Origin of the sequence: Streptomyces sp. MNU76, assembly GCF_020982545.1 — a bacterium.
Taxonomy (GTDB): Bacteria; Actinomycetota; Actinomycetes; order Streptomycetales; family Streptomycetaceae; genus Streptomyces.
In genome coordinates, this window is sequence record NZ_JAJKLK010000001.1 from 353,393 (window position 1) to 376,749 (window position 23,357).

A 23,357-nucleotide genomic window follows, 5' to 3' on the forward strand; every position below is an offset into this window, starting at 1 on the left:
ACAGGGGACCTTCGGGGCGTTTCGCCCCGCGCGCGCAACCGTTCGACGGGGGGCGTGCGTCCGTACATCAGTACGGCCATGTGACGGGAGGGGCAGCGAGTGAGCAGGCGGGGGACGTGTCGGCCGACGGCGCTCGTGCTGGCCGTACTGACGATCGCCGGTCTGCTGACCCTGGCGGGCCCGGCGGCGAGCGCCGAGGCCGCCGCCGCGTCGTGCCCCGGGCGCAAGGTGCGGACACTGACCTCCGACGCCGGCACCGTGCGGGTCTACCGCAGGGGCAGCCGCTACGTCTGCGCCGTCCTCGTGCCCAGGAAGCAGGCCGGCAAGGGCACCATCCGCATCCGGGCCCGGGGCGGCCGGTGGGTCCTCAACAAGAAGCGCCCCGCCGGCCCCGTGACGGTCCACGCCGGCCGCCGCGCCGTACGGATCAAGGCCCGCGCCGGCGGCGAGACCTTCGACTCGGGCTGGATCCTGCGGTGAACCCCCCCGGGGGCACAGGGTTTTCCCTATCGCTCCCATCTGCGGTCGAGAGCAGTCCAGTTGGCCCCTTTCTTCCCTGGTGCCCCGGCACTCGCTCCGATAGCTTCCGGCGCACAGCCGCTGCATAGGGGAGAGAACGCATGCGCAAAGCACTCGGATGGGTGCTGTCGTTCGTCGTGCTCATAGGCACGTTGAGCACGGCGGGGACGGCCCACGCCGCGGGGTCGGACGCCGGTGACATCAAGAACCGGCTGCTCGCGATACCGGGGGTGAGCCTGATCGAGGAGAAGCCGTACCCGGGTTACCGCTTCTTCGTCCTGGGCTTCACCCAGCCGGTGGACCACAGGAACCCGAAGAAGGGGACGTTCAAGCAGCGGATCACCGTGCTGCACAAGGACACGGCCCGACCGACGGTCTTCTACACCGGCGGCTACAACGTCTCCACCAACCCCGGCCGCCGTGAGCCCACGCAGATCGTGGACGGCAACCAGATCTCCATGGAGTACCGCTTCTTCAACCCGTCCCGGCCCGACCCGGCCGACTGGTCCAAGCTCGACATCTGGCAGGCGGCCAGCGATCAGCACCGGATCTTCAAGGCGCTGAAGAAGATCTACGGCAAGAAGTGGATCTCCACCGGTGGCTCCAAGGGCGGTATGACGGCCACCTACTACGAGCGCTTCTACCCGAAGGACATGGACGGCGTCGTCGCGTACGTCGCCCCCAACGACGTCGTCAACAAGGAGGACTCGGCGTACGACCGGTTCTTCGCCAAGGTCGGCACCAAGGAGTGCCGCGACCGGCTGAACGCCGTGCAGCGCGAGGCCCTCGTCCGTCGTGAGCCGCTGGAGAAGAAGTACGCGGAGGTCGCCGCCGCCGAGGGCTTCACCTTCAAGACGGTCGGCAGCCTCGACAAGGCGTACGAGGCGGTCGTCCTCGACTACGTCTGGGGCTTCTGGCAGTACAGCACGCTCGCCGACTGCGACAGCGACGTCATCCCGAAGGACGCCAGGAAGGCCACGGACGACGAGATCTGGACGTCGATCGACACGATCTCCGGCTTCTCCTTCTACACCGACCAGGGTCTGGAGCCGTACACGCCGTACTTCTACCAGGCCGGTACGCAGCTGGGCGCGCCCACGATCAAGTTCCCGCACATCGAGAAGAAGTACATCCGCTACGGCTACCAGCCGCCCCGGAACTTCGTCCCCCGGGACATCAAGATGAAGTTCCAGCCGAAGGCGATGCGGGACGTCGACACCTGGGTCCGCGACAACGCCAAGCAGATGCTCTTCGTGTACGGGCAGAACGACCCGTGGGGCGCCGAGCCGTTCCACCTGGGCAAGAAGGCCCGTGACTCGTACGTGTTCACGGCCCCCGGCGCCAACCACGGTGCCAACGTCACCGGTCTCGTCGAGGCGCAGAAGGACCTGGCCACGGCCCGGATCCTGAAGTGGGCGGGTGTCGCCCCGGCCGCCGTCCAGGCGGACCCGAGCAAGGCCAAGCCGCTGGCGAAGTTCGACTCCAAGCTCGACAAGCGTGACGTCGAGCGGGAGCCCACGCTGAGGCCGTAGCGCGCCAGGCGCAGAAGCGTCACAGCGAGTCGAGCCCCGGGGCCGCCGAACAGCGGCACCCGGGGCTCGACCCCTGTCTGCGACGACCCCTGTCACACCGGCACCGCGCACCCCACCGGTCGGCTGCCGCCCAGCCGCACGTACAGGTCGGTCGTGGCAGGACACCGTGCCTCGCTGTCGACGGCCGTCGTCACCTCGTACTCCGGAGCGTGCTTGCCCCCGCCGTCGCAGGCGGTCTCCCGGACCTCGCCCCGGCCGGCGCCGTAGACGCAGTCGCCGACGATGGTGCGGGGGCCGCCCCCGCCGCCGGGATCGCCCGGATGCGGCGGCTGGAGCTTGCGCATACAGGCGTAGCCCTGCGGGACGGAACCGTCGCCGTCCTCGTCGTAGCCGTTGCGGTCGTCGGCGGACTCGCTGATGTGGAGGACGAAGTCGGTGGTCGGCGGGCACAACGGCCCCTGCCCGACCCGGCCGTCGTGCCGGGCCACGACCCGGGCGGCGGCCCGCTCGCTCGCACAGGGCACCTCGCTGAAGCTGGTCGTCCCGAACGAACTGCACTCGTCCACCCCGAGGAACACCGTCCCGTACCCGGCCGGCCGGGTCGGCGCGGCCGTCGCGGTCGCGGCCGCCCGCTCCCCGGACTCCTCGCCGACCCCGCCCGACCAGGCCTGACAGCCGGCGAGCGCCGCCACGGCGAGCAGGACGGCGGCCGCGAGCACCCCTGTGCACACCTGTCGAACGAGACACACACGCCACATGAGCACCCCCCGATGAACCCCCGTCCAGCGTGGCCCCGTGCCGAGGGCCACGCCAGACATACCGTGCGCTTTGCGCCACTTGGGGGTGATGCGCGAGGAGTGCGACGTAGGCCCCGTACGCCAGGAGCTTTACACCAGGGTCCGTGGCCGGATCCGTACGTCAGGCCGGTCCGTACGTCAGGCCGTGTCCGATCGGGTACAGCACCTGCGCCGGCTTGTCGGCCCGCCGCACCGGTACCGGCAGCTTCCCGCGCGGCGCCACCCGCCCGGCCAGCACGCGCGCGGCCGCCCGGACCTCGACGTCCGTCCAGGAGTACGAGGCCAGGTAGCCCTTCACCTGCCGCAGTTGGGCCACGTCGTACGGGTTGCGGAGCGCGACCGCCACCATCGGCACCCCGGTGGCCAGCAGCCGCGCGACCAGGGTCCGCTGGGTGCTGTCCGCCGTCACGTTGTACGTCCCCACGACCACGGCGTCCTTGCCCCGGGCCGCCGCCACGGCCTGGTCGACGAGGTCCGGGGCGGGGGCCGTACCGGTGGACAGGCTGGTGGCCGAGAAGCCCAGCGAGGTGAGTTCGGCGGCGAGGACGGCCGTGGGCGGCCCCGTGGTGCCCGACGGGGAGGCCGGGTCGGCGCCCACCACCAGCACATTGCGGTGCGTACGCCGGGACAGCGGCAGCAGCGAGCCCTCGTTGACCAGGAGCGTGGTGGTCCGTTCCGCGATCCGGTCGGCGGCGTCGAGATGCCGCCGGATCCCCACGACCCGGTCGACCCCGGCCTCACTCACGTACGGCCGCTCGAACAGCCCGAGCTTCGCCTTGAGCCGCAGGATCCGCAGGATCGACTCGTCGAGCCGAGCCTCGGTCAGCTCGCCGGAGCGTACGGCGGCCAGGACCGCGTTCCACGCCACGTCGATCGAGGGCGGGTTGAGAAGCTGGTCCACGCCCGCCTTCAGCGCCAGCACCGGCACCTGGTCGTCCCCGTACTTCTCCCGTACGCCCTGCATGCCGAGCGAGTCGGTGACCACGACCCCGTCGTAGCCCAGCTGTTCGCGCAGGATGCCGGTGAGGATCGGGCGGGAGAGGGTGGCCGGGTCGCCGGAGGGGTCCAGCGCGGGGACCATGATGTGCGCGGTCATGATCGAGTCGATGCCGGCGCGGATCGCGGCCCGGAACGGCGGGGCGTCCAGGGCCGTCCACTGCTCCCGGGTGTGCTCGATGACCGGGAAGCCGTAGTGGCTGTCGACGGCCGTGTCCCCGTGGCCGGGGAAGTGCTTGGCGGTGGCCGCGACCCCCGCCCCCTGGTACCCCTGCACCTGCGCGGCGACCAGCCCCGCGACCGCGTCCGGGTCGGCGCCGAAGGAGCGGACGCCGATGACGGGGTTGGCCGGGTTGACGTTCACGTCGGCGACCGGGGCGTAGTCCTGCCGGATGCCGAGCGCCCGCAGCTCGGCCCCGCCGACGCGTCCGGCCTCACGGGCGTCCGAGCGGGAGCCGCCCGCGCCGAGGGCCATCGCACCCGGCAGCAGGGTGGCGGGCCTGCCGACGCGGGCCACGATGCCGTGTTCCTGGTCGGTGGAGACGAGGACGGGGAGGCCCCGGGGGAGGGCGAGGGAGGACCGCTGGATGCCGTTGGAGAGGGCGGCGATCTGGTGCGGGTCGCGGGTGTTGTGCGCCCAGGAGAAGTAGATGATCCCGCCGACCCGGTACCTCTCCAGCAACTCGGCGGCCGTGCGGACGCCCAGTTCCTGGAGGTTGGCATCGATGTCGGCCTGGTCCGGTGCGGTCGCCGAGTGCCCGTAGACCCGCATCACGAAGAGCTGGCCGACCTTCTCCTCCAGGCTCATGCGCGCGATGAGGGCGCGGAGTCTCTTGTCGTGGCGGTGGGGGGCGGCCTGTGCGTCGGTGCCGAGGGCCAGTGCCGAGGTGACGCCTGCGGTGGCGGCGAGAACGGTACGTCTGGAGGGCACGTGCGTCGCTCCTTCCGGAGATCCGGAGGATTGAAGGAAACTTCCAAGGTGTCACGATTATCCGGGAAGTTTCTTCCGGTCAAGGGAACGCGACGCGGGCGGGTGGCGGGACTGAGGGGCCGTCACCGGCGCTGTGGAGGGGGGCGCGCCGGTGACGGCGTGCGGCCGGCCGCAGGCGGCGGAGAGGGTTGGTCAGCGTTCGCAGCCAGCAGCGAGGCCGACACCGCACTGCGGAGACTCATCCGGCGGCATGGGGGTTGGACGGGGCGGGTGGGTTCGGGTTCCCGGGAGGGGGCGTTTTCGGAAGGTGGTGCGGGTGGGGCGGGTGTTGCGCCGGGGAGCTGGGGCGTGTGCGTCGGCGGGTGCGGCTCCGGTAGGGCTTTGCGCGCAGTTCCCCGCGCCCCTGCAGAGCAGGGGCTGTGCCCCGTGCCCCGCCGGCACCGGTCTGCCTGGCGCTGACGCCACCAAGCATCTTGACTCCACCCAACTCGGGGCAGTCCGCAGTCTCCACGAAACCCAGGGCTTGACAGTCAGCTGTACCGGATCAGCACTGTTCGTTCCGTGACACGCACCGTGTCACGGTGGCCAACCTGCCGCGCGGCGCTGTCCAGGTGCTCGACAGCGCGGGCACCGGCACTGACGCGAGTTTCGGCCGTGCCTGCGTGGGTCCATCGGATGCGAGCCGTGCGGAGCACGCCCCGTTCATCGGGGATGAGGAATTCGCACTGCCAGACGTTCTCGGGCAGTGCGATCTGGGGGCCGCGGCCGCAGGAGCGGAGTTCCGCGCCGACCAGCCACTGCTGGAGGCGGGCGACGAACAGGCCGGCCTCGGTGGGGTGGTTGGCCCTCCGCCTGAAGCACAAGGGGAAGTCTGCCGTTGCCCCATGCGTAGAAGTACATGCGCTCCAGGTTCCGGGCCCGGGCGTACAGACCGGTCAGATAGAAGCGGACCGCGTGGTTGGCTGCTGTCTCTTCCTCCAGCGGATCGTTCAACGTCACGGTCTGCGTGGTGCCCGTGCTCCACAGCGGCAGGTGGTACCCCGCCCGCTGGAACGTCCGATCGACATCACGCACTCGGGGCGGCCGCGCATCACCATCAGCGGGCAGTGGCCATGGGCGGCCAGATGCACCGCGGTGGAGCCCAGCAGCAACCCGGTAAAGCTGGAGAGACCCCGGCTGCCGACCACCGCCAGCGCCGCCGAGCGTGACTCGACCTCCAGCACCTCCAGCGCCTCACCCGCCACCACGGACCGGGCGATGTCGATGCCTGGCGCATGGGCATGTGCCCGTTCCTCGGCACGGGCCAGCGCCCCGTGCACCATCGGCTCCAGGCCGTGGTCGGCCGGGTTCCACGGTGCCGTACCGGACGGCAGGTGTGCGGGAGGGTGGCCGAAGGCGTGCACGAGCCGCAACACAACCCCGCGCAGGCGTGCCTCACTGGCCGCGAGATCGACCGCGTCAAGGCTGGAGGCAGAACCGTCCACCCCAACGACCACCGGATCACTCATCGCGCACTCCCGTCCCGGAACGCCACCGGCGAGCCGCCGCTTCAGCTCCCAGCCTCGGCGACGCCACACACCGCGGCCAAGGGGCCATCAGGCCGCCGGAGGGGCCGCCTGGCCCTGCCGACGGCTCTCACGGGCCAGGACACTGGCATCAAATCTGTACGGATCCGGCCGGGCTTTGGCGTCCGGTGCTCGAGTACCCGTCGGCGCCTGCCGAGTATCTGTGTAGAGCGGGTCCGCCGGTACGCGGGTCGCACAGGTTCCGGATTCATGACTGACGGGGTGAGGTGCGTGGACGTCAACGAGGTACTGCTGCCCGGGGTGGGGCTGCGGTATGAGTTCGTCAACCGCGACGGCGACCGGATCGGGGTCGTCGCCCGGCGGTCGGGCGACTTCGAAGTGGTCGTCTACGAGGGTGAGGATCCCGACGAAGCACGGGCCGTGCTCCGGCTGACCGGAGAGGAGGCCGACACCGTCGCCGAGATCCTCGGCGCCCCGCGCATCGCCGAACGGTTCGCCGATCTCACCAGGGAAGTACCCGGCCTCAGCGCCGGGCAGGTCGAGGTGGCGGCGGGTACACCGTACGTCGGCCGGCCGTTGGGGGAGACCCGGGCGCGGACCCGGACCGGCGCGTCGATCGTGGCGGTCGTCCGGGGCGAGGAGGTGACCCCCTCCCCAGGGCCGGGGCAGGTCCTGCACGCCGGGGACGTGCTGGTGGTGATCGGAACCCACGACGGCATTGCCGCAGTGGAACAGATCGTCCGGGGCTGAACCGGTGCAGATCTCCATCCCCCTGCTGCTGGAGCTGGGGATTATCCTGGCCGCGCTGAGCCTGCTCGGGGCACTGGCGCGGCGTTTCGCCCTGTCCCCCATTCCGCTGTACCTTCTGGCCGGACTGGCCCTGGGCGAGGGAGGCATCGCCCCCGTTCCGGCGGCCGGCGCGTTCGTGGAGACCGGCGCGGGTATCGGGGTGGTGTTGTTGCTGCTGGTGCTCGGGCTTGAGTTCACAGTTCCCGAGTTCACGGTCAGTCTGCGCCGCCACCTGCCCTCCGCGGTGGTCGACCTGGTGCTGAACGCGGCTCCCGGCGCGGTGGCGGGATGGCTGCTCGGGCTCGACGCCGCCGGGATCCTCGCGCTCGCCGACGTGACCTACATTTCCTCCTCGGGAATCATCGCCCGGCTCCTGACCGACCTGCGGCGGATGGGCAACCGGGAGACCCCTGCGGTGCTGTCCGTGCTGGTGCTGGAGGACTTCGCGATGGCCGCCTACCTTCCGCTGCTCGCCGTCGTCGCCGCCGGCGGCACCTGGCGGCAGGCATTGCTGGGCGTGCTGCTGGCCCTCGGGGCGGTGCTGGCCGCGTTCACCGTGTCGTACTGGTGGGGGCATCGTCTGGGACGACTGCTGGCGCATCCGGAGGCTGAGCAGCTGCTCTTGCGGGTCCTCGGCGTGACACTGATCGTCGCGGCTCTCGCCGAAGCCGTCCACGTCTCCGCCGCGGTCGGGGCCTTCCTCGTCGGGCTGTCACTGACGGGGGAGACGGCACAGCGGGCGCGGGAGGTGCTGAGCCCGCTGCGGGATCTGTTCGCCGCGGTGTTCTTCCTCGCCATCGGTCTGTCCGTGAGCCCGGGCACGTTGCTTCCGGTGCTGCCCGCCGCCCTGCTGCTGGCCCTGGTCACCGCCGTGACGAAAGTGGCCTCCGGCTGGTATGCCGCGCGGCGAGACGGTGCGGGGCGCCGGGGTCGGCTGCGGGCAGGGACCGCGCTCATCGCCCGGGGCGAGTTCTCCATCGTCATCGTCGGCCTGGTGGGAGTACGTCATGACCGGCTCGGCGCCCTCGTGGCCGCCTATGTCCTCCTGCTCGCCGTGGCCGGACCCGTGATCACCCGCTTCTCCAGTGCACGCCTGCCGTCCGTAACCCGCAGGCCGCGCCACGAGGCGACGCCGCAGTGAGCGCTCCCTGCCCGGCACAGCAGTGGCCGGGCAGGGAGCCTGCTACATCGTTCGGTGGCGCAATCGTCTGGTGGCGTAGGGGTTTGTCGGCAGCGACGGCGAGCAGGGGCGATCCCGGCGACCGGGCACCCCAGCGAAATCAGTGCCGCCCACCAGAGCCCCGCACGACGGCGACGGGGCAGTGCGCATGATGCAGGACGGCCTGGCTGACCGACCCCAGCAGCAGCCCCGCGAACCCCCACGCCCCCGGGCGCCCACCACCAGCAGCTGTGCCGAATGACTCGCCTCGATCAGCGCCTCGCGCGTCCGGCCGTGCACCACCTTGTGCTCCACGGCCACCTCCGGGTACCGCTCCCGGTGCCCGGCGAGTGCCTCGGACACCAACCGCTCCTCTTCCCCGGCCAGTGCGCCCGGCGGGTTCGCATACGGCACCGCCGCATCCTGCGGTGCGGGCAAAGGCGCATTCCACGTAGTCCAGGCATGCAGCGCCCTCACCGGCGCCTTCCGCAGAGCAGCCTCGGCGAATGCGAAGTCAACCGCCTGCTCCCCCATGACGGAACCATCGACGCCCACAACCACCGGCCCCGCCTCGTCACCCGCCTCTCGCACAACCAGCACGGGACACTTGCCGTGCGCGGACAGATGTACCGCTGTCGATCCCACCAGCAGCCCGACGAACCCGCCCATGCCCCGCGACCCGACGACCACGAGCTGCGCGGCACGCGACTGCGCCTCCAGCACCGTCAGCGGCTCCCCTGTCACCACCGCGTGCGAGACATCCACCTCCGGTGCCACCGACCTGGCACGCGCCACCGCCTCACCCACCAGGTGCTCGACCACGTTCCGGATCCCGCCCTCGGGTGGGCCCAGCGGCGACGGCCCGAGCGGCACGTGCATCGCAGGCCACAAGAACGCGTGCACCACCCGCAGCCTGGCCCTACGCCACCGAGCCTCTCGCGCCGCCGTCTCCACCGCGGCGAGACTCGACGCCGAGCCATCCACGCCCACGACCACCAAACCGCTCATTACGGCTCTCACATCCTCGGCATGTGTCGACGCCTCTCCCTCAGCGTCACCCCGGCAGCACTCCCGTGCCAGGAGCCGATGGGCCACCACATCCGGCCATACGGCCCATGGGGCGGACAACTCAGCTCACCCGCCGGGTGGGGGGCCACGCCCTTGCGGGCGAGCCCTCCGGCATCCGGCACTTGTCGGTCTTGCTTCGCGGGCGAAGTACTGGCCCGACAGCGGAAGCGGGATGTCCGCGCGGTAAGCAGTCAGCGCTGGCGCCGTCGGGGTGCGTACCCCACTTCGCTCCCTCAGCCGCAACTCGACGTAGGCAGCACAGCGTATGTCTGCCAAACATCGCGACCAGAGCCGCGTCGGGCACGGGGTCACCGGTTGATGTCTGTGCCAGCGGGCGGCTGTGGCTGGGTGGGCAGCACTCGTACGACGGAGGTGGGGGCCGCGAGCTCTTGGCGAAGCTGCCGGTTGTCCAGGGTCAGCTGGTGGACGGCGCGGACGAGGGCTTCGCGGTCAGCGCGGAGTTCGGTGAGCTCCTGCCGATCTGCTGCGCGGAGTTCCTTGAGTTTCACGACTTGTTTGCGCAGTCGTACTTCAGCTTCGGCAGGTTGGGCCTTCTGGCGGACCGCGGCGTAGAAATCGCTTTTCAGTGGGCGTTTGATGTTGATTCGCTCTGACCGTTTCAATGCACTTTGCCGCATTTATCGCCAACGTGTGTGGCCTGAAATGCCTGGAAGCTCCCTGCCGGTAGGGAGCTTCCGCCCCATTCTTAAACCAGACGGAATCCAGCACCGAGAGGTGGATCAAACGGGCGCACGGGCCGGAACCCGAAAGGCTGTAAAAGCGCATGCAAGGTGCGAATCGACCCAAAGATTGTTGGCCGCAGAAGCGACTTGGCACCGCAAAGCATCCCTAAACGCCCACTAAGAACACCCTGCTGCTCGCCCCCGTTGCTGCACTGTTGCGATCCACCGTGCGAGACGGATCCAGCGCGAACTTGCAAGAACCTAGAATCCGCTGGTGGGCTGGGTAATTGAGCGCCGGGCAGCCGGACCAGGCCGGTTCCGAGCGAAGTGCCGCCCATCCGCTGGATGAACGGCTGGCCGCCCAGTACATTCTCGCCCTGTACCGCTGCGGCCGGCAGGCCGACGCCCTCGCCCACTACCGGCAGCTGCGCGAAGTGTTCGCCGAGGAACTCGGCATCGACCCAGGGCAAGAGCTGCAGAGCCTGCACCAGGCAATCCTCAGCGGGGACGCGGAGCTGAGCGCGCCGACGGCCCAAACCACCGACCGGCGGCCGGCTGAGGTGGCCTGGGCCGTCCAGTGCCAACTGCCACTGGCCGCGCCGAGCTTCGCCGGACGGGCCGAACTCATCCATCGCCTCAAGGAGTTACTGACCCCGACCGCGACGGTGCCCGCGTCGACGACGTGGACATCCGCATAGGCAACGATGTCATGATCGCGCCCAGCGTGACGCTGGCCACGACGGGGCATCCCGTGCACCCCTCGCGCCGCGCCGACTTCGGACGCTTCTCGGAGCCGATCGTGATCGAGGACAAGGTCTGGATCGGCAGCAACGTGGTCGTCCTGCCCGGCGTCCGGATCGGCTACGGCTCGGTCATCGGCGCCGGCAGCGTCGTCAGCCGCGACATCCCGCCGATGACCGTCGCGCTGGGCACGCCGTGCCGGGTGGTTCGCGCCATCACGGACGAGGACCTCACCACCCGGTCATGAACCGACTCACCACTCCCGCACCCGGCGCCCCGCGCCCTGCGGCTGCTCTCGGGGGCGGCGACGCTGGGGTTCGAAGAGGGACGCGGGGGCGGAGTCGTCGGGGTGCTGGAGCGGAACGTCCGGGCGGTCGGCCCGCCAGGGCTGGCGGGATTGCCGGGGCTCTTGCCGCTCGCGCTCCCGTTCCCGCTGCCGGGTGGCCGTGCGGTCCCACTCGCCCTCGCCCAGCACGAGCAGCGGGTCGAACATCACGACGACGCCCGCCAGGAGCAGGAAGATGACGGGGCCGATGAGCATGGGCAGGAGGATCGTCGTGGGCGATTCGCCGGTGAACGTGCCGCCGGTGGTGCCGTGCAGGTGCACACCGACCGCGGCCATGCCCGTGTAGTGCATGCCGGACACGGCCACCCCCATCACCAGGCTGGCCCCCAGGCTGGTCAGGAAGCCCCGGATCGACACGGCCGCCCAGAGCGCGGCGGTCGCGGCGACGATGGCGATGCCCACGGAGAGGGCGACGACGGCGATGTCGTACTGGATGTAGCCGTTCAACTGGATGGCCGCCATGCCCAGGTAGTGCATGGCGGCCACGCCGAGGCCCGTGACGGATCCCGCCGTGCAGAGGGTGGACCTGCTGACGCCGCGGTAGCCCACGGCGAACACCCCGATGCCGACGACGGTGATGGCGACGGCGAGGCTGAGCACCGTCAGTCCGACGTCGTAGTGGATGGGGCTTTCCTTCACCCGGAAGCCGACCATCGCGATGAAGTGCATCGTCCAGATGCCGCAGCCGATGCTCGCGGCCCCCAGGGCCAGCCAACCGGGCTTCCAGGAGCGCTCGTTGTAGACCGACCTGACCACACAGCGCAGTCCGAGCGCGGCGCCCAGGCAGGCCATGACATAGGCGGCCACCGGGGTGACCGCACCGTAGCTGAAACCGTCGACCGTGCCTTGCATATACCAAATCCCCCCGATACATGGCCAGTTGCGCAGTGGCTGGTTGCGGGAGGCAAGTCTGCTGCAAGCGCGTACCGGAGCGCTCCGTTTTCCAAGAGTTACTGTCGGTATCTGCTCGGCGAGTGATCGGCTTTGGGTGACTCGATACTGATTCGCGGTCAAATTCCGCGACGCACATGGCCTGAGCTTGAGTTTTCAAGCTCAGGCCATGGGTTGACGGCAGGTGGTCGGTGTTACGCCGCGTCGTTGAGGAGCCGCCCGAGGTGCTCCCGTCCCGCCGCGAGCAGCTCCGGCAGCGGCGCGGCCGCCTCGTACCACCGCTTCTCGTACTCCCAGCAGAGCCAGCCGTCCCACTCCTTGCGGGAGAGGAGTTCGACGCACTCGCCGAGCGGGAGCACGCCCGCGCCGAGCGCGAGCGGGGTGGTGTCCTCGGCGGAGGCGATGTCCTTGACCTGGACGTAGCCGAGGAAGGGGGAGAGGGCGGCGTAGGACTCGGCGGGCTGTTCGCCGCCGAGCCAGGTGTGCATCACGTCCCAGAGCGCACCGACGCTGCCGTGGCCGACCGGACCGAGCACCCGGATGGCGTCGGCGCCGGTCCGGTGCGAGTCGTGGGTCTCCAGCAGGACGCGTACGCCCCGGTCGGCGGCGTCCTCGGCCGCCGTGCCGAGCCGCCGTGCGGCGATCGCGTCGGCCTCCTCCACGCTCTGGCCGCCGGCCAGGTCGGCGCCGGGGAAGACACGGACGAACGGGGCGCCCAGGTCCCGGGCCAGGTCGAGGAGGGCGCGGATCTCGTCCAGCACAGGACCGTCCTCGCCGGGCGCGGCGACCCGCGCGTAACCGGCGACCCCGAGGATCTCCACGCCCGCCGCCTTGAACTCGGCCACCACCTCGGCCCGTTCACCGGCCCCGATGCCCGGATGCACCGGCTCCTCGGGATGGGCGCGCAGTTCGACACCGTGATAGCCGTGCGTCGCGGCGAGCCGCACGACGTCGGCGATGGGAAGACCGGGAACACCGAGGGTGGAGAACGCGAGTTTCATGCCTTCGCACCGTACACGCCGGCCGGTACGGCGCGGCACCCGCCGGGGTGGGCGGGCCGAGGGCGCCGTACGGCGGACACCGCGGTCGCGCGGGTGGTGGGCGCGCAGGTGTTCGACGCCGGCCGAACTGCAGCCGGGCCCGAGGCATTCAGGGGCGCGGGGGAACTGCGCGAGAGGCCCCCCGGCACGCACCCACGCAGTGTGGCCCGCATGCCCGGCCGCCTCAGATGTCCCGCCGCTCCAGCGGCTTCGTCGCCGGGCCCTGGACGATGCGGCCCTCGGTGTCGAAGCGGGAGCCGTGGCAGGGGCACTCCCAGGCGCGTTCGGCGCGGTTGAAGCCGACCAGGCAGCCCATGTGCGTACAGCGGGCGGAGACGGCGTGGAGCGAGCCGGCCTCGTCGCGGTGGACCGCGCACGGATGGCCGCCGACCCGGACGACCGCGCCGTCCCCGGGGGCGATGGCCTCCACGGAGTTGCCCCCGGCCGCGCCGATCCGGTCGCCGACGAAGTGCCGGGCCACCTGCGCCTGGTGCTTGAGGAAACTCGGCGCCTCCCGCATCGCGCTGAGCACCCGGCGCGGGTCGTACAGGTCGCTCCACGGCGACTTGTGCCCGGTGATCTGCTCGGCCAGCAGCCGCCCGGCCATGATGCCGCCGCTCATGCCCCAGCCGCCGAACCCGGTCGCCACCCAGCTGTGCCGGCTGCCCGCGTGGAAGGGACCGACGAGGGGGACGGAGTCGGTGGAGTCGTTGTCCTGGGTGGCCCAGCGGTGCGTGAAGTCGAGAGGGCCGAAGCGCTCGGTGGCCCAGTCCGCCAGCAGCCCGAACCGTTCGTCGACATCGGCGGTGCCCGGCGTGAAGTGCTCCCCGGTGACGATCAGCAGCCGCCGCCCCTCGTCGTACGGGTCGTCGTACGGGGCGGTCCGCACCGAACGGGTGCGCTGCTCCTGCGTGATGTACATGCCGTGCGGGTCGGCCTCGGCCGGGACCGGCGCGGCCAGGACGAGTTCGCGGCGCGAGGAGAGCCGGGTGAAGAGCAGCGCCCGGTCGAAGACGGGGTAGTGCGTGGCGACGACGACGTCCCCGGCGGTCACCGTGAACCCGGCCTCGGTCGTCAGCCGGCACGGCGACCCCTCCTTGAGCCGCACCACCCGCGTCCCCTCGTGCACGGCCGCGCCCTGCCGCACCAGATCGTCGACCAGGGCGAGGAGATACCTACGGGGATGGAACTGCGCCTGCTCCGCGACCCGCACCGCCCCCGCGACCGGGAACGGCAGCCCTGTCTCCGTCACGAACTCGGCCGGCAGCCCGGCCTCCCGCGCCGCCTCCGCCTCGGCCCGCAGCTCCGCGACGCCCCCCTCGTCCTCGGCGTACGTGTAGGACGCCGCGTCCTCCCAGTCGCAGGCGATCCCCAGCTCCTCCACCACCTCGGCGGCGTGCCGGATCGCCTCGGTCTGCGACCGCGCGTACAGCGCGGCGGCCTCCGCGCCCCGGGTCCGCCGCAGCCGGTCGTAGATCAGCGTGTGCTGGGCGGTCACCTTGGCGGTCGTGTGCCCGGTGACGCCGGCGGCGACCCGGTCCGCCTCCAGCAGGCCACGCGCCGCCCCCGCCGCGCCAGCTCCCACGCCGTACTGATCCCGCGATCCCCGCCCCCACCACCGCCACGTCGACGACCAGCTCCCCGTCCAACGCCGGGTACGCGCCCTCCTGCGGGGCGCTCTCGATCCAGTACGACTTCTGCTCCGGCTGCTTGTGCTGCATGGCTCGGGGGTCCCTTCAGTCGGACGGCGGCTGGGTACGGCGCTGGTCGGCGGCGGCTGCGGCTGCGGTGGGGTCGGTGCCGGTGGGCCCGGTGGTGCCGCTGAGGGCGGCGCCCTTGGTGGGCCCGCGTTCAGCGGCGGTGGTCCGGCGCCGGTGGCTGGTGTCGCACCACGGGTAGATACGGCTGCGGCGGCAGGTGCACAGGGCCACGCAGAAGCGGTCGGACGACACGGTCGTCCCGTCCTCCAGCGTGACCTCGACCGGCCCTTCGACGAGAAGCGGACCGGGGCGACGCTGCAGGGTGACGCGGCGGCGTCCGGCGGGAACGTTCGACACGGATGATCACCAACTTCTTCCTTCTCGCGGACGACTCCCGGAGGCCCGCCCGCCGACCGCCGTACCGTCGACCGCCGTACCGTCGACCGCCGTACCGTCGACCGCCGTACCGTCGACCGCCGTACCGTCGACCGCCGTACCGTCGACCGCCGTACCGTCGACCGTCGTGCCATCGACGCGGCCCTCCGCCCCCCGGGGGGCATGATCCGTCCTCCTCAGACCGGTGTACGAAGTGACGACCGGCCCGCTCGCCACGCTCCGAGGAGACGGTGGGCCAGGGCGTCCTCCAGGTGATTGGTGGCGTCGACGCCGAAGGCGACGTCGGCGTCCAGCTGAGGCTCCTCCTCCAGCAGCCCGGCGACGACCTCCCGCCGTACGACCTGCTCGTGCACGGCGTCGGCCTCGACATGCTCGTCGTAGAAGTGCTCGGCGGCGGCGCCTGCCCCGGTCCGCCGCATGGCGCGGGCGAGCCGGCGGGAGCCGGGGGAGGAGGTGATCTCGACCGTCGCGAAGTGGCCCACCAGGGCGCCGCGCAGGGCCCGGTGCAGGCCGAAGAGGGACATCAGGTTCACGAGGGCGAGCGCCTCGGCCCCGGCGGCGTCCACATAGCGGCCGTACGTCGGGTCGAGCCCGAGATCGGTCATGAGGCCGGCGAAGAGGCGTGCGTGCACGCGTTCGGCGCGGCCCCCGCCGAACTCGTCGAACTCGACGGCGGCCATTCCTGCCTTGGCCCGCCCCCACAGCCGGGGCAGCACCCAGGCGTGCGGGTCGGCCTCCTTGAGGTGGTACAGAGACCGCTGCGCCGCGTACTCGCGCACCTGCCACAGTTCGCCCTCGTCCTGGAGGAAGTCGCCGACCCCGCCGCCGTCGCCGCCGGCCGGTTCCACGAGGAGGTCGTCCAGGGCTTCCCGGGCACTCACGTGCCGGGTGGCCCGGTCGCGCAGGCTTTCGAGGAACGGCCACTCCAGGGCCGCCCGGCAGCGCAGCAGCTCCGGGTCCCATTCGAGGTCGGCGTCGACGTCGGCGAAGCCTCGGTAGTGCAGTTCGTAGCAGAGGTAGAGGGCGAGCTGGAGGTCGTCGCCGAAGGGGTCGGCCCCGGCGATCTCCCGGCTCGTGGGCGGGGGCCCCGCGCCCCGCAGAGACCGCGTGACGGCAGCCGAAACGGCCCCCCTGCTCTCCGGCAGCACCGGCCCTGCCACCTGGGTCTCCATGCGCGCCGAGTACCCGTGAACCACGAGCTACTCACCGGCCGCCCAAGCGAAGGGGGCTCCCCTCGGAGGGGAGCCCCCTTCCACACCTGCCCCGCGACCAAGGCCGGCGGCCCAGGGACCGGAGCCCTCGGGGCGCCGCCCAGCAGCGGCAGAACCAGGCACTGACCACAGCCACTGGCCGTAGGCCACTGGTCGGTGGCGTCAGATGCCGTCGCGTCGCCCCGGGCGCTGCGGCTCGCGCGTGCGCTCCTGCACTCGCTCCTGCGCCTTGCCCTTCATCTTCTTCGCCTCGCCGCGCGCCTGCTGCATCTTGCCCTCGGCCTGCTGCGTGCGGTCGCCGGTGACCTTCCCGGTCATCTCCTTGGCCTTGCCCTTGATCTTGTCCATGTTGCCCTTGTCCTTGGCAGCCATGGTGTCCTCCTTGTTGGGGGGTGACTTTCCCGCCCAACGTACGGCGCGCCGGTGACCCTCGCGCGTCGAAGCGTCACGTTCCGTGAAACCCCGAGCTCAGCCGAACGCGATGCGCTCGATCTATTCTTCGGCCGGCAGCGGGGGACCTCCGAGGTGGCCGAACTGGTGCGTGGGAACAAGGCGGTGACCCTGGTCGGCCCGTCCGGCTCGGGCAAGTCCTCGCTGGCGATGGCGGGTGTCGTCCCCCGGCTGCGCGGGGACGGTTACGAGGCTGTCGTCCTGCGCCCCGACCTCCTCCCACGGCAGCCCGCTGACCGCGCTCGCCGCCGCCCTGCTCCCGTTGCTCGAACCGGGCCTGTCCGAGGTGGACAGCCTGGAGAAGACCCAGAAACTGGCCGCCGTCCTGCGGGGCGACGGGAGATCCGGGCTCCACTCGACCGTGACCACCGTCCTGAACTGGACGGGCGCCCGGAGTCTGCTGCTGGTGGTCGACCAGTGCGAGGAGGCGCTCGCCGCCCCGGACCAGGAGGTCGCCGAGCTCGCCGACCTCCTCGCCGTCGGGAGCCTGCCCGACGCGGTACGGGTCCTCATCACCCTGCGCGCCGACTTCCTGGACCCGGCGCTCGCCACTCCCTCCCTGGGCCCGCTGGCCGGACACCGCATCCGCCCCCTGTTCCTGCGCCCCGACAACTGGGCCGAAGCCCTCTGCCGGGTCCTCGGCGGCAGCGACCTCACCGCAGAGGAACGCGGCAGCCAGCCCGTGCCCGTGCCGTCCGAGCCCGTAGGCCCGTGAACGGCCCGTCTCAGGGCTTGCGGCCCACCCCGCAGTAGGCGTCGACGGAGCCTGCGGCGGGGCCGGCCGGGTCCCGGGGGTCGGGGCGCCACTCGGGCACCCGGACCACGCCCGGCTCCACCAGGTCGAGGCCGTCGAAGAACCCGGCGATCTCCCCGATGCCGCGTACGTGGTACGGCACCGCGCCGCTCGCGTTGTACGCCTCCGACGCGGCGATCATGCCCTCGCTGGTGGCGGTGCTGTCGCTGATCACCAGATGGCTGCCCGACGGCAGGCCCGCCATCAGGCGGCTCACCAGGTCGCGTGCCTGGTCGTGGTCGGCGACATGGCCGAGCGTGTTGAGGATCATCAGGGCGACCGGCCGGGAGAGGTCGAGGGTGTCGGCCGCCGCTTCCAGAATGGTCTCGGGGGCGTACAGGTCGGCGTTCAGATAGACGGTCCGGCCCTCGGGGGTGCCGGTGAGCAGCGCGTCCGCGTGGGCCAGCACGATCGGGTCGTTGTCGACGTACACGATGCGGGCGTCCCGGGCGGCGCGCTGGGCGACCTCGTGTGTGTTGTCGGCGGTCGGCAGTCCGGTGCCGACGTCCAGGAACTGACGTACGCCCTGCTCGTCGGCGAGGTAGCGGACCGCGCGTCCCAAGAAGTGCCGGCTCGTGACCGCCACGTCGACGAGACCGGGGAAGATCTCCTTGATGTGGTCCCCGATCTCCCGGTCGACCTCGTAGTAGTCCTTGCCGCCGACGAAGTAGTTCCAGAAGCGGGCCGAGTGCGGCTTGCTGGTGTCGATACGGGCGCGGGGTCGGGCACCCGTACCTGTTCCGGTTTGGGTCGAGGGGGCGTCGTCCAACACGGCAGGGCCTCCGGTGTTCCGATGTCTCGTTGCTGATGATCAGGCACCAACGTAGGTCAACTCGACTTTTCCACACCGGAGTTGCGAAGATCCGCGCTCGCGCACCGTAAGGTTCTGGCCACGCGGTCGCCTGGCCCCGACCTGCCTGCCCGGTCCCAGCCCGGCCCGACCGACCAGCCCGACAGCCCCCGCCCCTCACCCCTCCCGAGGCACCCCACTCGACCCCCGCACCATCAACTCCCCCGAACCGTGGCGATCCCACCCGGCGGCGGCTCCTCGCGCCCCATCGCGATCCGTCCGGCCCGAGCCCCCGCGTCCGACAGCGGCAACCGCACCGTCGTCAGCGCCGGCACCGCGTCGATGCTGAACGGCAGGTCGTCGAACCCGGCCACGGACACGTCGTCCGGGATCCGCAGCCCGGAGTCCCGCAGCGCCGCGCACGCCCCCAGCGCCACCGTGTCGTTGGCGGCGACCACGGCCGTCAGCGAGGGATCCCGGCGCAACAGCTCCATCGTCGCCTCGTACCCGGAGAGCCGGTCGTAGCGGCCGTACACGGTCCACCGGGGATCGTCCTCGATCCCGGCGGCGGCCAGCGCCGCCCGGTGCCCCTCCAGCCGGTGCCGCGTCGTCGTCCGCTCCTCCGGCCCGGCGATGTACCCGAGCCGGCGGTGCCCCAGCCCGATCAGGTGCTCGGTCAGCAGCTGACCGCCGCCCCGGTTGTCGAAGGTGATCGCGATGGCCTCCGGCGTCGGCGGCCGCCCGCACAGCACCACCCGCGTCCCGGCCTCCGCCAGCTTCCGCAGCTTGTTGCCGACGGCGGCCAGATGCGCCGGGTCCTCGATGGCCCCGCCGGTCAGCACCACGGCCGCGGCCCGCTGCCGCTGCAACAGCGTGAGGTAGGTCAGCTCGCGCTCCGGGGAGCCGCCCGTGTTGCACACCACACCCAGGCGCTCCCCGCCCGCGCGCCCGCCCGGCCCGCCGATCTCGGACTGGATGGCCGCGGCCATGATCCCGAAGAAGGGGTCGGCGATGTCGTTCACCAGGATGCCGACCAGGTCGGAGGTGGCGGCGGCGAGCGCGCTCGCGGGACCGTTGAGGACGTAGTCCAGCTCGTCGACGGCCTTCAGCACCCGCTCGCGCGTGGACGCGGCCACCGGATAGTTCCCGTTGAGCACCCGGGAGACGGTCGCCGGCGACACCTGCGCACGGGCCGCCACGTCCGCCAGGGTCACAGTCATCGTTTTCTCGTCCTCCGGTGCGCGTCTCGTTCGGGCTGTCGGGGAACCATACGACCGCGATCGCCGTTCGCCCCCTCGAACAACTCGACCCCCTCGCGGTCTTGTCCGGACCGCTGCTCAGAGGCTAGCTTCTTATCGAATAGAAAGCGCTTGCTGTGACGCTCACCCTTTCGTCGGGCGTACGCGGCGCCCGACGCGTACGCACAAACGAACGCACACCAACGAAGGGACCGGCCGTGACACGCAAAACCGTTCGGATCGCCATGAACGGCGTGACGGGGCGCATGGGCTACCGCCAGCACCTCGTCCGCTCGATCCTCGCCATCCGCGAGCAGGGCGGTCTCGACCTCGGCGACGGCACCGTGCTGTGGCCGGAGCCGATCCTCGTCGGCCGCCGCGAGCACGCGCTCAAGGCGCTCGCCGAGCAGCACGGCCTGGACCCGGCGAACGTCTCCACCGACGTCGACGCGGTCCTCGCGGACCCGACCGTCGAGATCTACTTCGACGCCCAGGTCACCTCGGCCCGCGAGGAGGCGATCAAGAAGGCCATCGCCGCCGGCAAGCACATCTACACCGAGAAGCCGACCGCCACCGGCCTCGACGGCGCCCTGGAGCTGGCCCGGCTCGCGAACGCCGCCGGCGTCAAGCACGGCGTCGTCCAGGACAAGCTGTTCCTGCCGGGCCTGCTGAAGCTCAAGCGCCTCATCGACGGCGGTTTCTTCGGCCGCATCCTCTCCGTCCGGGGCGAGTTCGGCTACTGGGTCTTCGAGGGCGACTGGCAGGAGGCCCAGCGCCCCTCCTGGAACTACCGCGCGGAGGACGGCGGCGGCATCGTCGTCGACATGTTCCCGCACTGGGAGTACGTCCTGCACGAGCTGTTCGGCCGCGTGAAGTCCGTGCAGGCGCTCACCGCCACGCACATCCCGCAGCGCTGGGACGAGCAGGACAAGCCCTACGACGCCACGGCCGACGACGCCGCGTACGGCATCTTCGAGCTGGACGGCGGCGCGATCGCCCAGATCAACTCCTCCTGGGCCGTCCGCGTCAACCGCGACGAGCTGGTGGAGTTCCAGGTCGACGGCACCGAGGGCTCGGCGGTGGCCGGTCTGCGCAACTGCCGCGTCCAGCACCGCTCCGCCACCCCCAAGCCGGTGTGGAACCCCGACATCCCCGCCACCTACTCCTTCCGCGACCAGTGGCAGGAGGTGCCGGACAACGCCGAGTTCGACAACGGCTTCAAGGCGCAGTGGGAGCTGTTCTTCAAGCACGTCTACGCCGACGCGCCCTACCACTGGGACCTGCTGGCCGGCGCGCGCGGCGTCCAGCTCGCCGAACTGGGCCTGAAGTCCTCCGCCGAGGGCCTCCGTCTCGACGTACCGGAGATCCAGCTGTGACGATCCAACTCCCGGGTACCGATGGGGTGTTGAAGGCGTACGCCCCGCGCACCGCGCCGCTGGTGGTGTCCCCGGGCACCCCCCTGACCTCCCGTACGGTCTTCTCGGCGGCGCACGTCGTCGCCGACCCGTTCGCGGACGTGTCCCCGGACTCGCCCGCCGCCGTCGACTGGGACGCCACCCTCGCCTTCCGCCGCCACCTGTGGTCGCACGGGCTGGGCGTGGCGGAGGCGATGGACACCGCGCAGCGCGGCATGGGCCTCGACTGGGCGGGCGCGGCGGAGCTGATCCGCCGCAGCGCGGCGGAGGCGCGGAGCGTGGGCGGCCGCATCGCGTGCGGCGTCGGCACCGACCAGCTCACGGGCCCCGCCTCCCTGCCGGACATCCGCAAGGCGTACGAGGAGCAGCTGGCGCTCGTCGAGGAGTCGGGCGCCCAGGCGATCCTGATGGCCTCGCGCGCGCTGGCCGCCGCCGCGCGGGGCCCGGAGGACTACCTGGAGGTCTACGGCCACCTGCTGCGCCAGGCCGCCGAGCCGGTCGTGCTGCACTGGCTCGGCCCCATGTTCGACCCGGCCCTCGACGGCTACTGGGGCTCGTCGGACCTGGACGCGGCGACGGAGACCTTCCTCGCCGTGATCGCCGCGCACCCCGACAAGGTCGACGGCATCAAGGTCTCCCTGCTGGACGCCCAGCGGGAGATCGACATCCGGCGCCGGCTCCCGCAGGGCGTCCGCTGCTACACGGGCGACGACTTCAACTACCCCGAGCTGATCGCGGGCGACGAGAAGGGCTTCAGCCACGCGCTGCTCGGCATCTTCGACCCGCTGGGCCCCCTGGCGGCGGAAGCCGTACGGGTGTTGGACACGGGCGACGTGAAGGGTTTCCGGGGCCTCCTGGACCCGACCGTCGAGCTGTCCCGCCACCTGTTCCAGACCCCCACCCGCTTCTACAAGACGGGTGTGGTCTTCCTGGCGTGGCTGGCCGGTCACCAGTCGCACTTCACGATGGTCGGCGGCCTGCAGTCGGCCCGCTCCCTGCCGCACTTCGCGCGGGCGTACGAACTGGCCGACGGCCTGGGCCTGTTCCCGGACCCGGCGTTGGCCGAGGCCCGGATGAAGAACCTGCTCTCGCTGTACGGAGTGGCCCAGTGAGCACCGGTACCGGACTTGAGCGCTTCTCCATCAACCAGATGACGGTCAAGCAGCTGTCGATCCCCGAACTGGTCGACGGCTGTCGGGAGTTGGGTATCCCGGGCGTGGGACTCTGGCGCGAGCCGGTGGCCGAGCACGGCCTGGAGGCGACGGCCAAGCTGGTCCGCGACGCGGGTCTGTCGGTCACCACCCTCTGCCGGGGCGGCTTCTTCACGGCGATCGACCCGACCGAGCGGGCGGCGGCCCTGGCCGACAACCGCAAGGCCATCGACGAGGCGGCGACGCTCGGGACGGACACCCTCGTCCTGGTCTCGGGCGGCCTCCCGGCGGGCTCGAAGGACCTGCCCGGCGCGCGGGAGCGCATCGCGGACGCACTGGCCGAACTGGGCCCGTACGCGGCCGCGAACGGCGTCCGCCTCGCCATCGAACCCCTCCACCCCATGTTCGCAGCGGACCGCTGCGTGGTGTCGACGCTCTCCCAGGCGCTGGACATCGCGGAACGCTTCCCGGCGGAGCAGGTGGGCGTGACCGTGGACACCTACCACATCTGGTGGGACGACACGGCCCCGGCGGCGATCGCCCGCGCGGGCGCCTCCGGCCGCATCCACACCTTCCAACTCGCCGACTGGATCACCCCGTTGCCCCAGGGCGTCCTGACCGGCCGGGGTCAGATCGGCGACGGCGCGATCGACATGCGCGAGTGGAAGTCCTACGTCGAGGCGGCGGGCTACACGGGCCCCATCGAGGTGGAGCTGTTCAACGACGAGCTGTGGGCGGGCGACGGCCGCGCGCTGCTCGCGCAGACGGCGCAGCGGTTCGTGGAGCACGCGGCCTGACACCCGGGCGGCGAGCCGAAGGCCGTGACTCCCGGCTCGCCGCCCGGGTCTTCGACAAGGTCTACATCCGCAACCAGACCAACGTGAACAAGGGCGCCGGGTTCGAGCGCCAGCTCGTGCGGGACTACAAGCTCGTCGGCCCCGACTGGTTCTGCGAGGTCTACGTCGAGCTCTTCGACGCCGAGGGCAACAAGGTCGGCGAACGCCGCTATGACTCCTACAACAAGCGCACCAAGGAGTTCAACGAGTTCAAGTCGAACTCCAATGAGCCCTGTGCATCGTGAAAACTGCACGTCAATCGGCCTGGTGTGCGTAGGCATCGGGAGGCTCGGGCAGGTCCGGGGCGGCAGTCCACCGACAAGATCGTCCGTCAGCGGGCGACCTCGCGGTTCGTCAGG

Annotated in this window: 21 protein-coding genes and 4 pseudogenes; 13 read left to right on the forward strand and 12 right to left on the reverse strand. The window is 71.3% G+C overall.

All coding sequences use genetic code 11. The features are described from left to right. The first annotated feature begins 99 nt into the window (after positions 1–99). Positions 100–480: a hypothetical protein gene (locus E4N62_RS01550; RefSeq protein ID WP_230211591.1), complete on the forward strand. Its 381-nt coding sequence runs from the start codon at positions 100–102 to the stop codon at positions 478–480. A gap of 140 nt (positions 481–620) precedes the next feature. Further along, on the forward strand, positions 621–2,051 hold the full coding sequence (locus E4N62_RS01555) for a S28 family serine protease (protein ID WP_230211592.1): 1,431 nt from the start codon (positions 621–623) through the stop codon (positions 2,049–2,051). Between the two features lie 92 nt (positions 2,052–2,143). Here the strand turns inward: E4N62_RS01555 and E4N62_RS01560 are convergent, their stop codons facing one another. The 3 genes from E4N62_RS01560 to E4N62_RS01570 all read right to left on the reverse strand — a co-directional run bounded on the left by E4N62_RS01560 (position 2,144) and on the right by E4N62_RS01570 (position 6,283). Next, complete coding sequence (locus tag E4N62_RS01560) at positions 2,144–2,809, reverse strand: hypothetical protein (RefSeq protein WP_374116902.1); 666 nt, start codon at positions 2,807–2,809, stop codon at positions 2,144–2,146. Positions 2,810–2,969: 160 nt separating this feature from the next. Next, positions 2,970–4,775 carry a glycoside hydrolase family 3 protein gene (locus E4N62_RS01565; RefSeq protein ID WP_230211594.1) on the reverse strand — a complete coding sequence of 602 codons (1,806 nt, stop codon included), beginning with the start codon at positions 4,773–4,775 and terminating at the stop codon, positions 2,970–2,972. A gap of 995 nt (positions 4,776–5,770) precedes the next feature. Then, a complete protein-coding gene (locus tag E4N62_RS01570) occupies positions 5,771–6,283 on the reverse strand; it encodes a universal stress protein (protein WP_308184820.1) in 513 nt (170 codons plus the stop codon). A 267-nt stretch (positions 6,284–6,550) separates the two neighbouring features. Here E4N62_RS01570 and E4N62_RS01575 point away from each other — a divergent pair, with 267 nt between their 5' ends. Further along, entirely contained in the window at positions 6,551–7,051 is a 501-nt protein-coding gene (locus tag E4N62_RS01575) for a cation:proton antiporter regulatory subunit (RefSeq protein WP_230211595.1), read from the forward strand. A 4-nt stretch (positions 7,052–7,055) separates the two neighbouring features. Then, on the forward strand, positions 7,056–8,231 hold the full coding sequence (locus E4N62_RS01580) for a cation:proton antiporter (RefSeq protein ID WP_230211596.1): 1,176 nt from the start codon (positions 7,056–7,058) through the stop codon (positions 8,229–8,231). A 42-nt stretch (positions 8,232–8,273) separates the two neighbouring features. Here the strand turns inward: E4N62_RS01580 and E4N62_RS01585 are convergent, their stop codons facing one another. Continuing rightward, entirely contained in the window at positions 8,274–9,257 is a 984-nt protein-coding gene (locus E4N62_RS01585; RefSeq protein ID WP_374116903.1) for a universal stress protein, read from the reverse strand. A 449-nt stretch (positions 9,258–9,706) separates the two neighbouring features. Here E4N62_RS01585 and E4N62_RS01590 point away from each other — a divergent pair, with 449 nt between their 5' ends. From E4N62_RS01590 to E4N62_RS01600, 3 genes and pseudogenes are all read left to right on the forward strand, one after another. Then, entirely contained in the window at positions 9,707–9,931 is a 225-nt protein-coding gene (locus tag E4N62_RS01590; protein WP_230211597.1) for a hypothetical protein, read from the forward strand. A 356-nt stretch (positions 9,932–10,287) separates the two neighbouring features. After that, on the forward strand, positions 10,288–10,698 hold the full coding sequence (locus E4N62_RS01595; protein ID WP_230211598.1) for a BTAD domain-containing putative transcriptional regulator: 411 nt from the start codon (positions 10,288–10,290) through the stop codon (positions 10,696–10,698). Continuing rightward, positions 10,674–10,988: pseudogene (locus E4N62_RS01600) on the forward strand (DapH/DapD/GlmU-related protein); the annotation flags it as partial. The gene E4N62_RS01595 and the pseudogene E4N62_RS01600, both read left to right, overlap by 25 nt. Positions 10,989–10,994: 6 nt before the next feature. Here the strand turns inward: E4N62_RS01600 and E4N62_RS01605 are convergent. The 6 genes and pseudogenes from E4N62_RS01605 to E4N62_RS01630 form a co-directional block, all read right to left on the reverse strand. Next, entirely contained in the window at positions 10,995–11,939 is a 945-nt protein-coding gene (locus tag E4N62_RS01605) for an MHYT domain-containing protein (RefSeq protein WP_230211600.1), read from the reverse strand. A 233-nt stretch (positions 11,940–12,172) separates the two neighbouring features. Next, positions 12,173–12,979, reverse strand: a complete 807-nt coding sequence (locus E4N62_RS01610; RefSeq protein WP_230211601.1) for a sugar phosphate isomerase/epimerase — start codon at positions 12,977–12,979, stop codon at positions 12,173–12,175. A gap of 223 nt (positions 12,980–13,202) precedes the next feature. Next, positions 13,203–14,739, reverse strand: a pseudogene (locus E4N62_RS01615) (FAD-dependent oxidoreductase). A 15-nt stretch (positions 14,740–14,754) separates the two neighbouring features. Beyond that, positions 14,755–15,075, reverse strand: a complete 321-nt coding sequence (locus tag E4N62_RS01620; RefSeq protein ID WP_230211602.1) for a CDGSH iron-sulfur domain-containing protein — start codon at positions 15,073–15,075, stop codon at positions 14,755–14,757. Positions 15,076–15,290: 215 nt separating this feature from the next. Then, complete coding sequence (locus tag E4N62_RS01625; RefSeq protein ID WP_230211603.1) at positions 15,291–16,286, reverse strand: iron-containing redox enzyme family protein; 996 nt, start codon at positions 16,284–16,286, stop codon at positions 15,291–15,293. 201 nt (positions 16,287–16,487) lie between these two features. Beyond that, positions 16,488–16,697 (reverse strand): CsbD family protein, encoded by a 210-nt coding sequence (locus E4N62_RS01630; RefSeq protein WP_230211604.1) that lies wholly within the window; start codon positions 16,695–16,697, stop codon positions 16,488–16,490. 165 nt (positions 16,698–16,862) lie between these two features. Between E4N62_RS01630 and E4N62_RS49215 the strand changes: the two are divergent. Beyond that, positions 16,863–16,925 (forward strand): annotated as a pseudogene (locus E4N62_RS49215) (hypothetical protein); the annotation flags it as partial. A 7-nt stretch (positions 16,926–16,932) separates the two neighbouring features. Then, positions 16,933–17,490, forward strand: a complete 558-nt coding sequence (locus E4N62_RS01635; protein ID WP_230211605.1) for a hypothetical protein — start codon at positions 16,933–16,935, stop codon at positions 17,488–17,490. Positions 17,491–17,500: 10 nt separating this feature from the next. Here the strand turns inward: E4N62_RS01635 and E4N62_RS01640 are convergent, their stop codons facing one another. Both E4N62_RS01640 and E4N62_RS01645 read right to left on the reverse strand, forming a co-directional pair. Beyond that, positions 17,501–18,340 carry an SAM-dependent methyltransferase gene (locus E4N62_RS01640; RefSeq protein ID WP_374116904.1) on the reverse strand — a complete coding sequence of 280 codons (840 nt, stop codon included), beginning with the start codon at positions 18,338–18,340 and terminating at the stop codon, positions 17,501–17,503. A gap of 195 nt (positions 18,341–18,535) precedes the next feature. Continuing rightward, positions 18,536–19,578: pseudogene (locus tag E4N62_RS01645) on the reverse strand (LacI family DNA-binding transcriptional regulator). Positions 19,579–19,814: 236 nt separating this feature from the next. On the opposite strand from E4N62_RS01645, the gene E4N62_RS01650 reads away from it, so the two are divergent. The 4 genes from E4N62_RS01650 to E4N62_RS01665 all read left to right on the forward strand — a co-directional run bounded on the left by E4N62_RS01650 (position 19,815) and on the right by E4N62_RS01665 (position 23,243). Next, a complete protein-coding gene (locus E4N62_RS01650) occupies positions 19,815–20,972 on the forward strand; it encodes a Gfo/Idh/MocA family protein (RefSeq protein ID WP_230211606.1) in 1,158 nt (385 codons plus the stop codon). After that, the gene (locus tag E4N62_RS01655) at positions 20,969–22,123 is read left to right on the forward strand and encodes a dihydrodipicolinate synthase family protein (RefSeq protein ID WP_230211607.1); all 1,155 of its coding nucleotides are present in this window, start codon (positions 20,969–20,971) and stop codon (positions 22,121–22,123) included. The genes E4N62_RS01650 and E4N62_RS01655 overlap by 4 nt, the downstream gene beginning before the upstream one ends. 38 nt (positions 22,124–22,161) lie before the next feature. Beyond that, positions 22,162–22,959: a sugar phosphate isomerase/epimerase gene (locus E4N62_RS01660; protein WP_230212367.1), complete on the forward strand. Its 798-nt coding sequence runs from the start codon at positions 22,162–22,164 to the stop codon at positions 22,957–22,959. A gap of 83 nt (positions 22,960–23,042) precedes the next feature. Further along, positions 23,043–23,243: a hypothetical protein gene (locus E4N62_RS01665; protein ID WP_230211608.1), complete on the forward strand. Its 201-nt coding sequence runs from the start codon at positions 23,043–23,045 to the stop codon at positions 23,241–23,243. Positions 23,244–23,357: the final 114 nt, after the last annotated feature.

Excerpts from the sequence above, each read along its gene's own strand:
- E4N62_RS01555 (WP_230211592.1), top strand. The coding sequence starts at position 621 with ATGCGCAAAGCACTCGGATGGGTGCTGTCGTTCGTCGTGCTCATAGGC.
- E4N62_RS01560 (WP_374116902.1), bottom strand. The coding sequence starts at position 2,809 with ATGTGGCGTGTGTGTCTCGTTCGACAGGTGTGCACAGGGGTGCTCGCG.
- E4N62_RS01570 (WP_308184820.1), bottom strand. The coding sequence starts at position 6,283 with ATGAGTGATCCGGTGGTCGTTGGGGTGGACGGTTCTGCCTCCAGCCTT.
- E4N62_RS01575 (WP_230211595.1), top strand. The coding sequence starts at position 6,551 with ATGACTGACGGGGTGAGGTGCGTGGACGTCAACGAGGTACTGCTGCCC.
- E4N62_RS01585 (WP_374116903.1), bottom strand. The coding sequence starts at position 9,257 with ATGAGCGGTTTGGTGGTCGTGGGCGTGGATGGCTCGGCGTCGAGTCTC.
- E4N62_RS01605 (WP_230211600.1), bottom strand. The coding sequence starts at position 11,939 with ATGCAAGGCACGGTCGACGGTTTCAGCTACGGTGCGGTCACCCCGGTG.
- E4N62_RS01610 (WP_230211601.1), bottom strand. The coding sequence starts at position 12,979 with ATGAAACTCGCGTTCTCCACCCTCGGTGTTCCCGGTCTTCCCATCGCC.
- E4N62_RS01625 (WP_230211603.1), bottom strand. The coding sequence starts at position 16,286 with ATGGAGACCCAGGTGGCAGGGCCGGTGCTGCCGGAGAGCAGGGGGGCC.
- E4N62_RS01630 (WP_230211604.1), bottom strand. The coding sequence starts at position 16,697 with ATGGCTGCCAAGGACAAGGGCAACATGGACAAGATCAAGGGCAAGGCC.
- E4N62_RS01660 (WP_230212367.1), top strand. The coding sequence starts at position 22,162 with ATGACGGTCAAGCAGCTGTCGATCCCCGAACTGGTCGACGGCTGTCGG.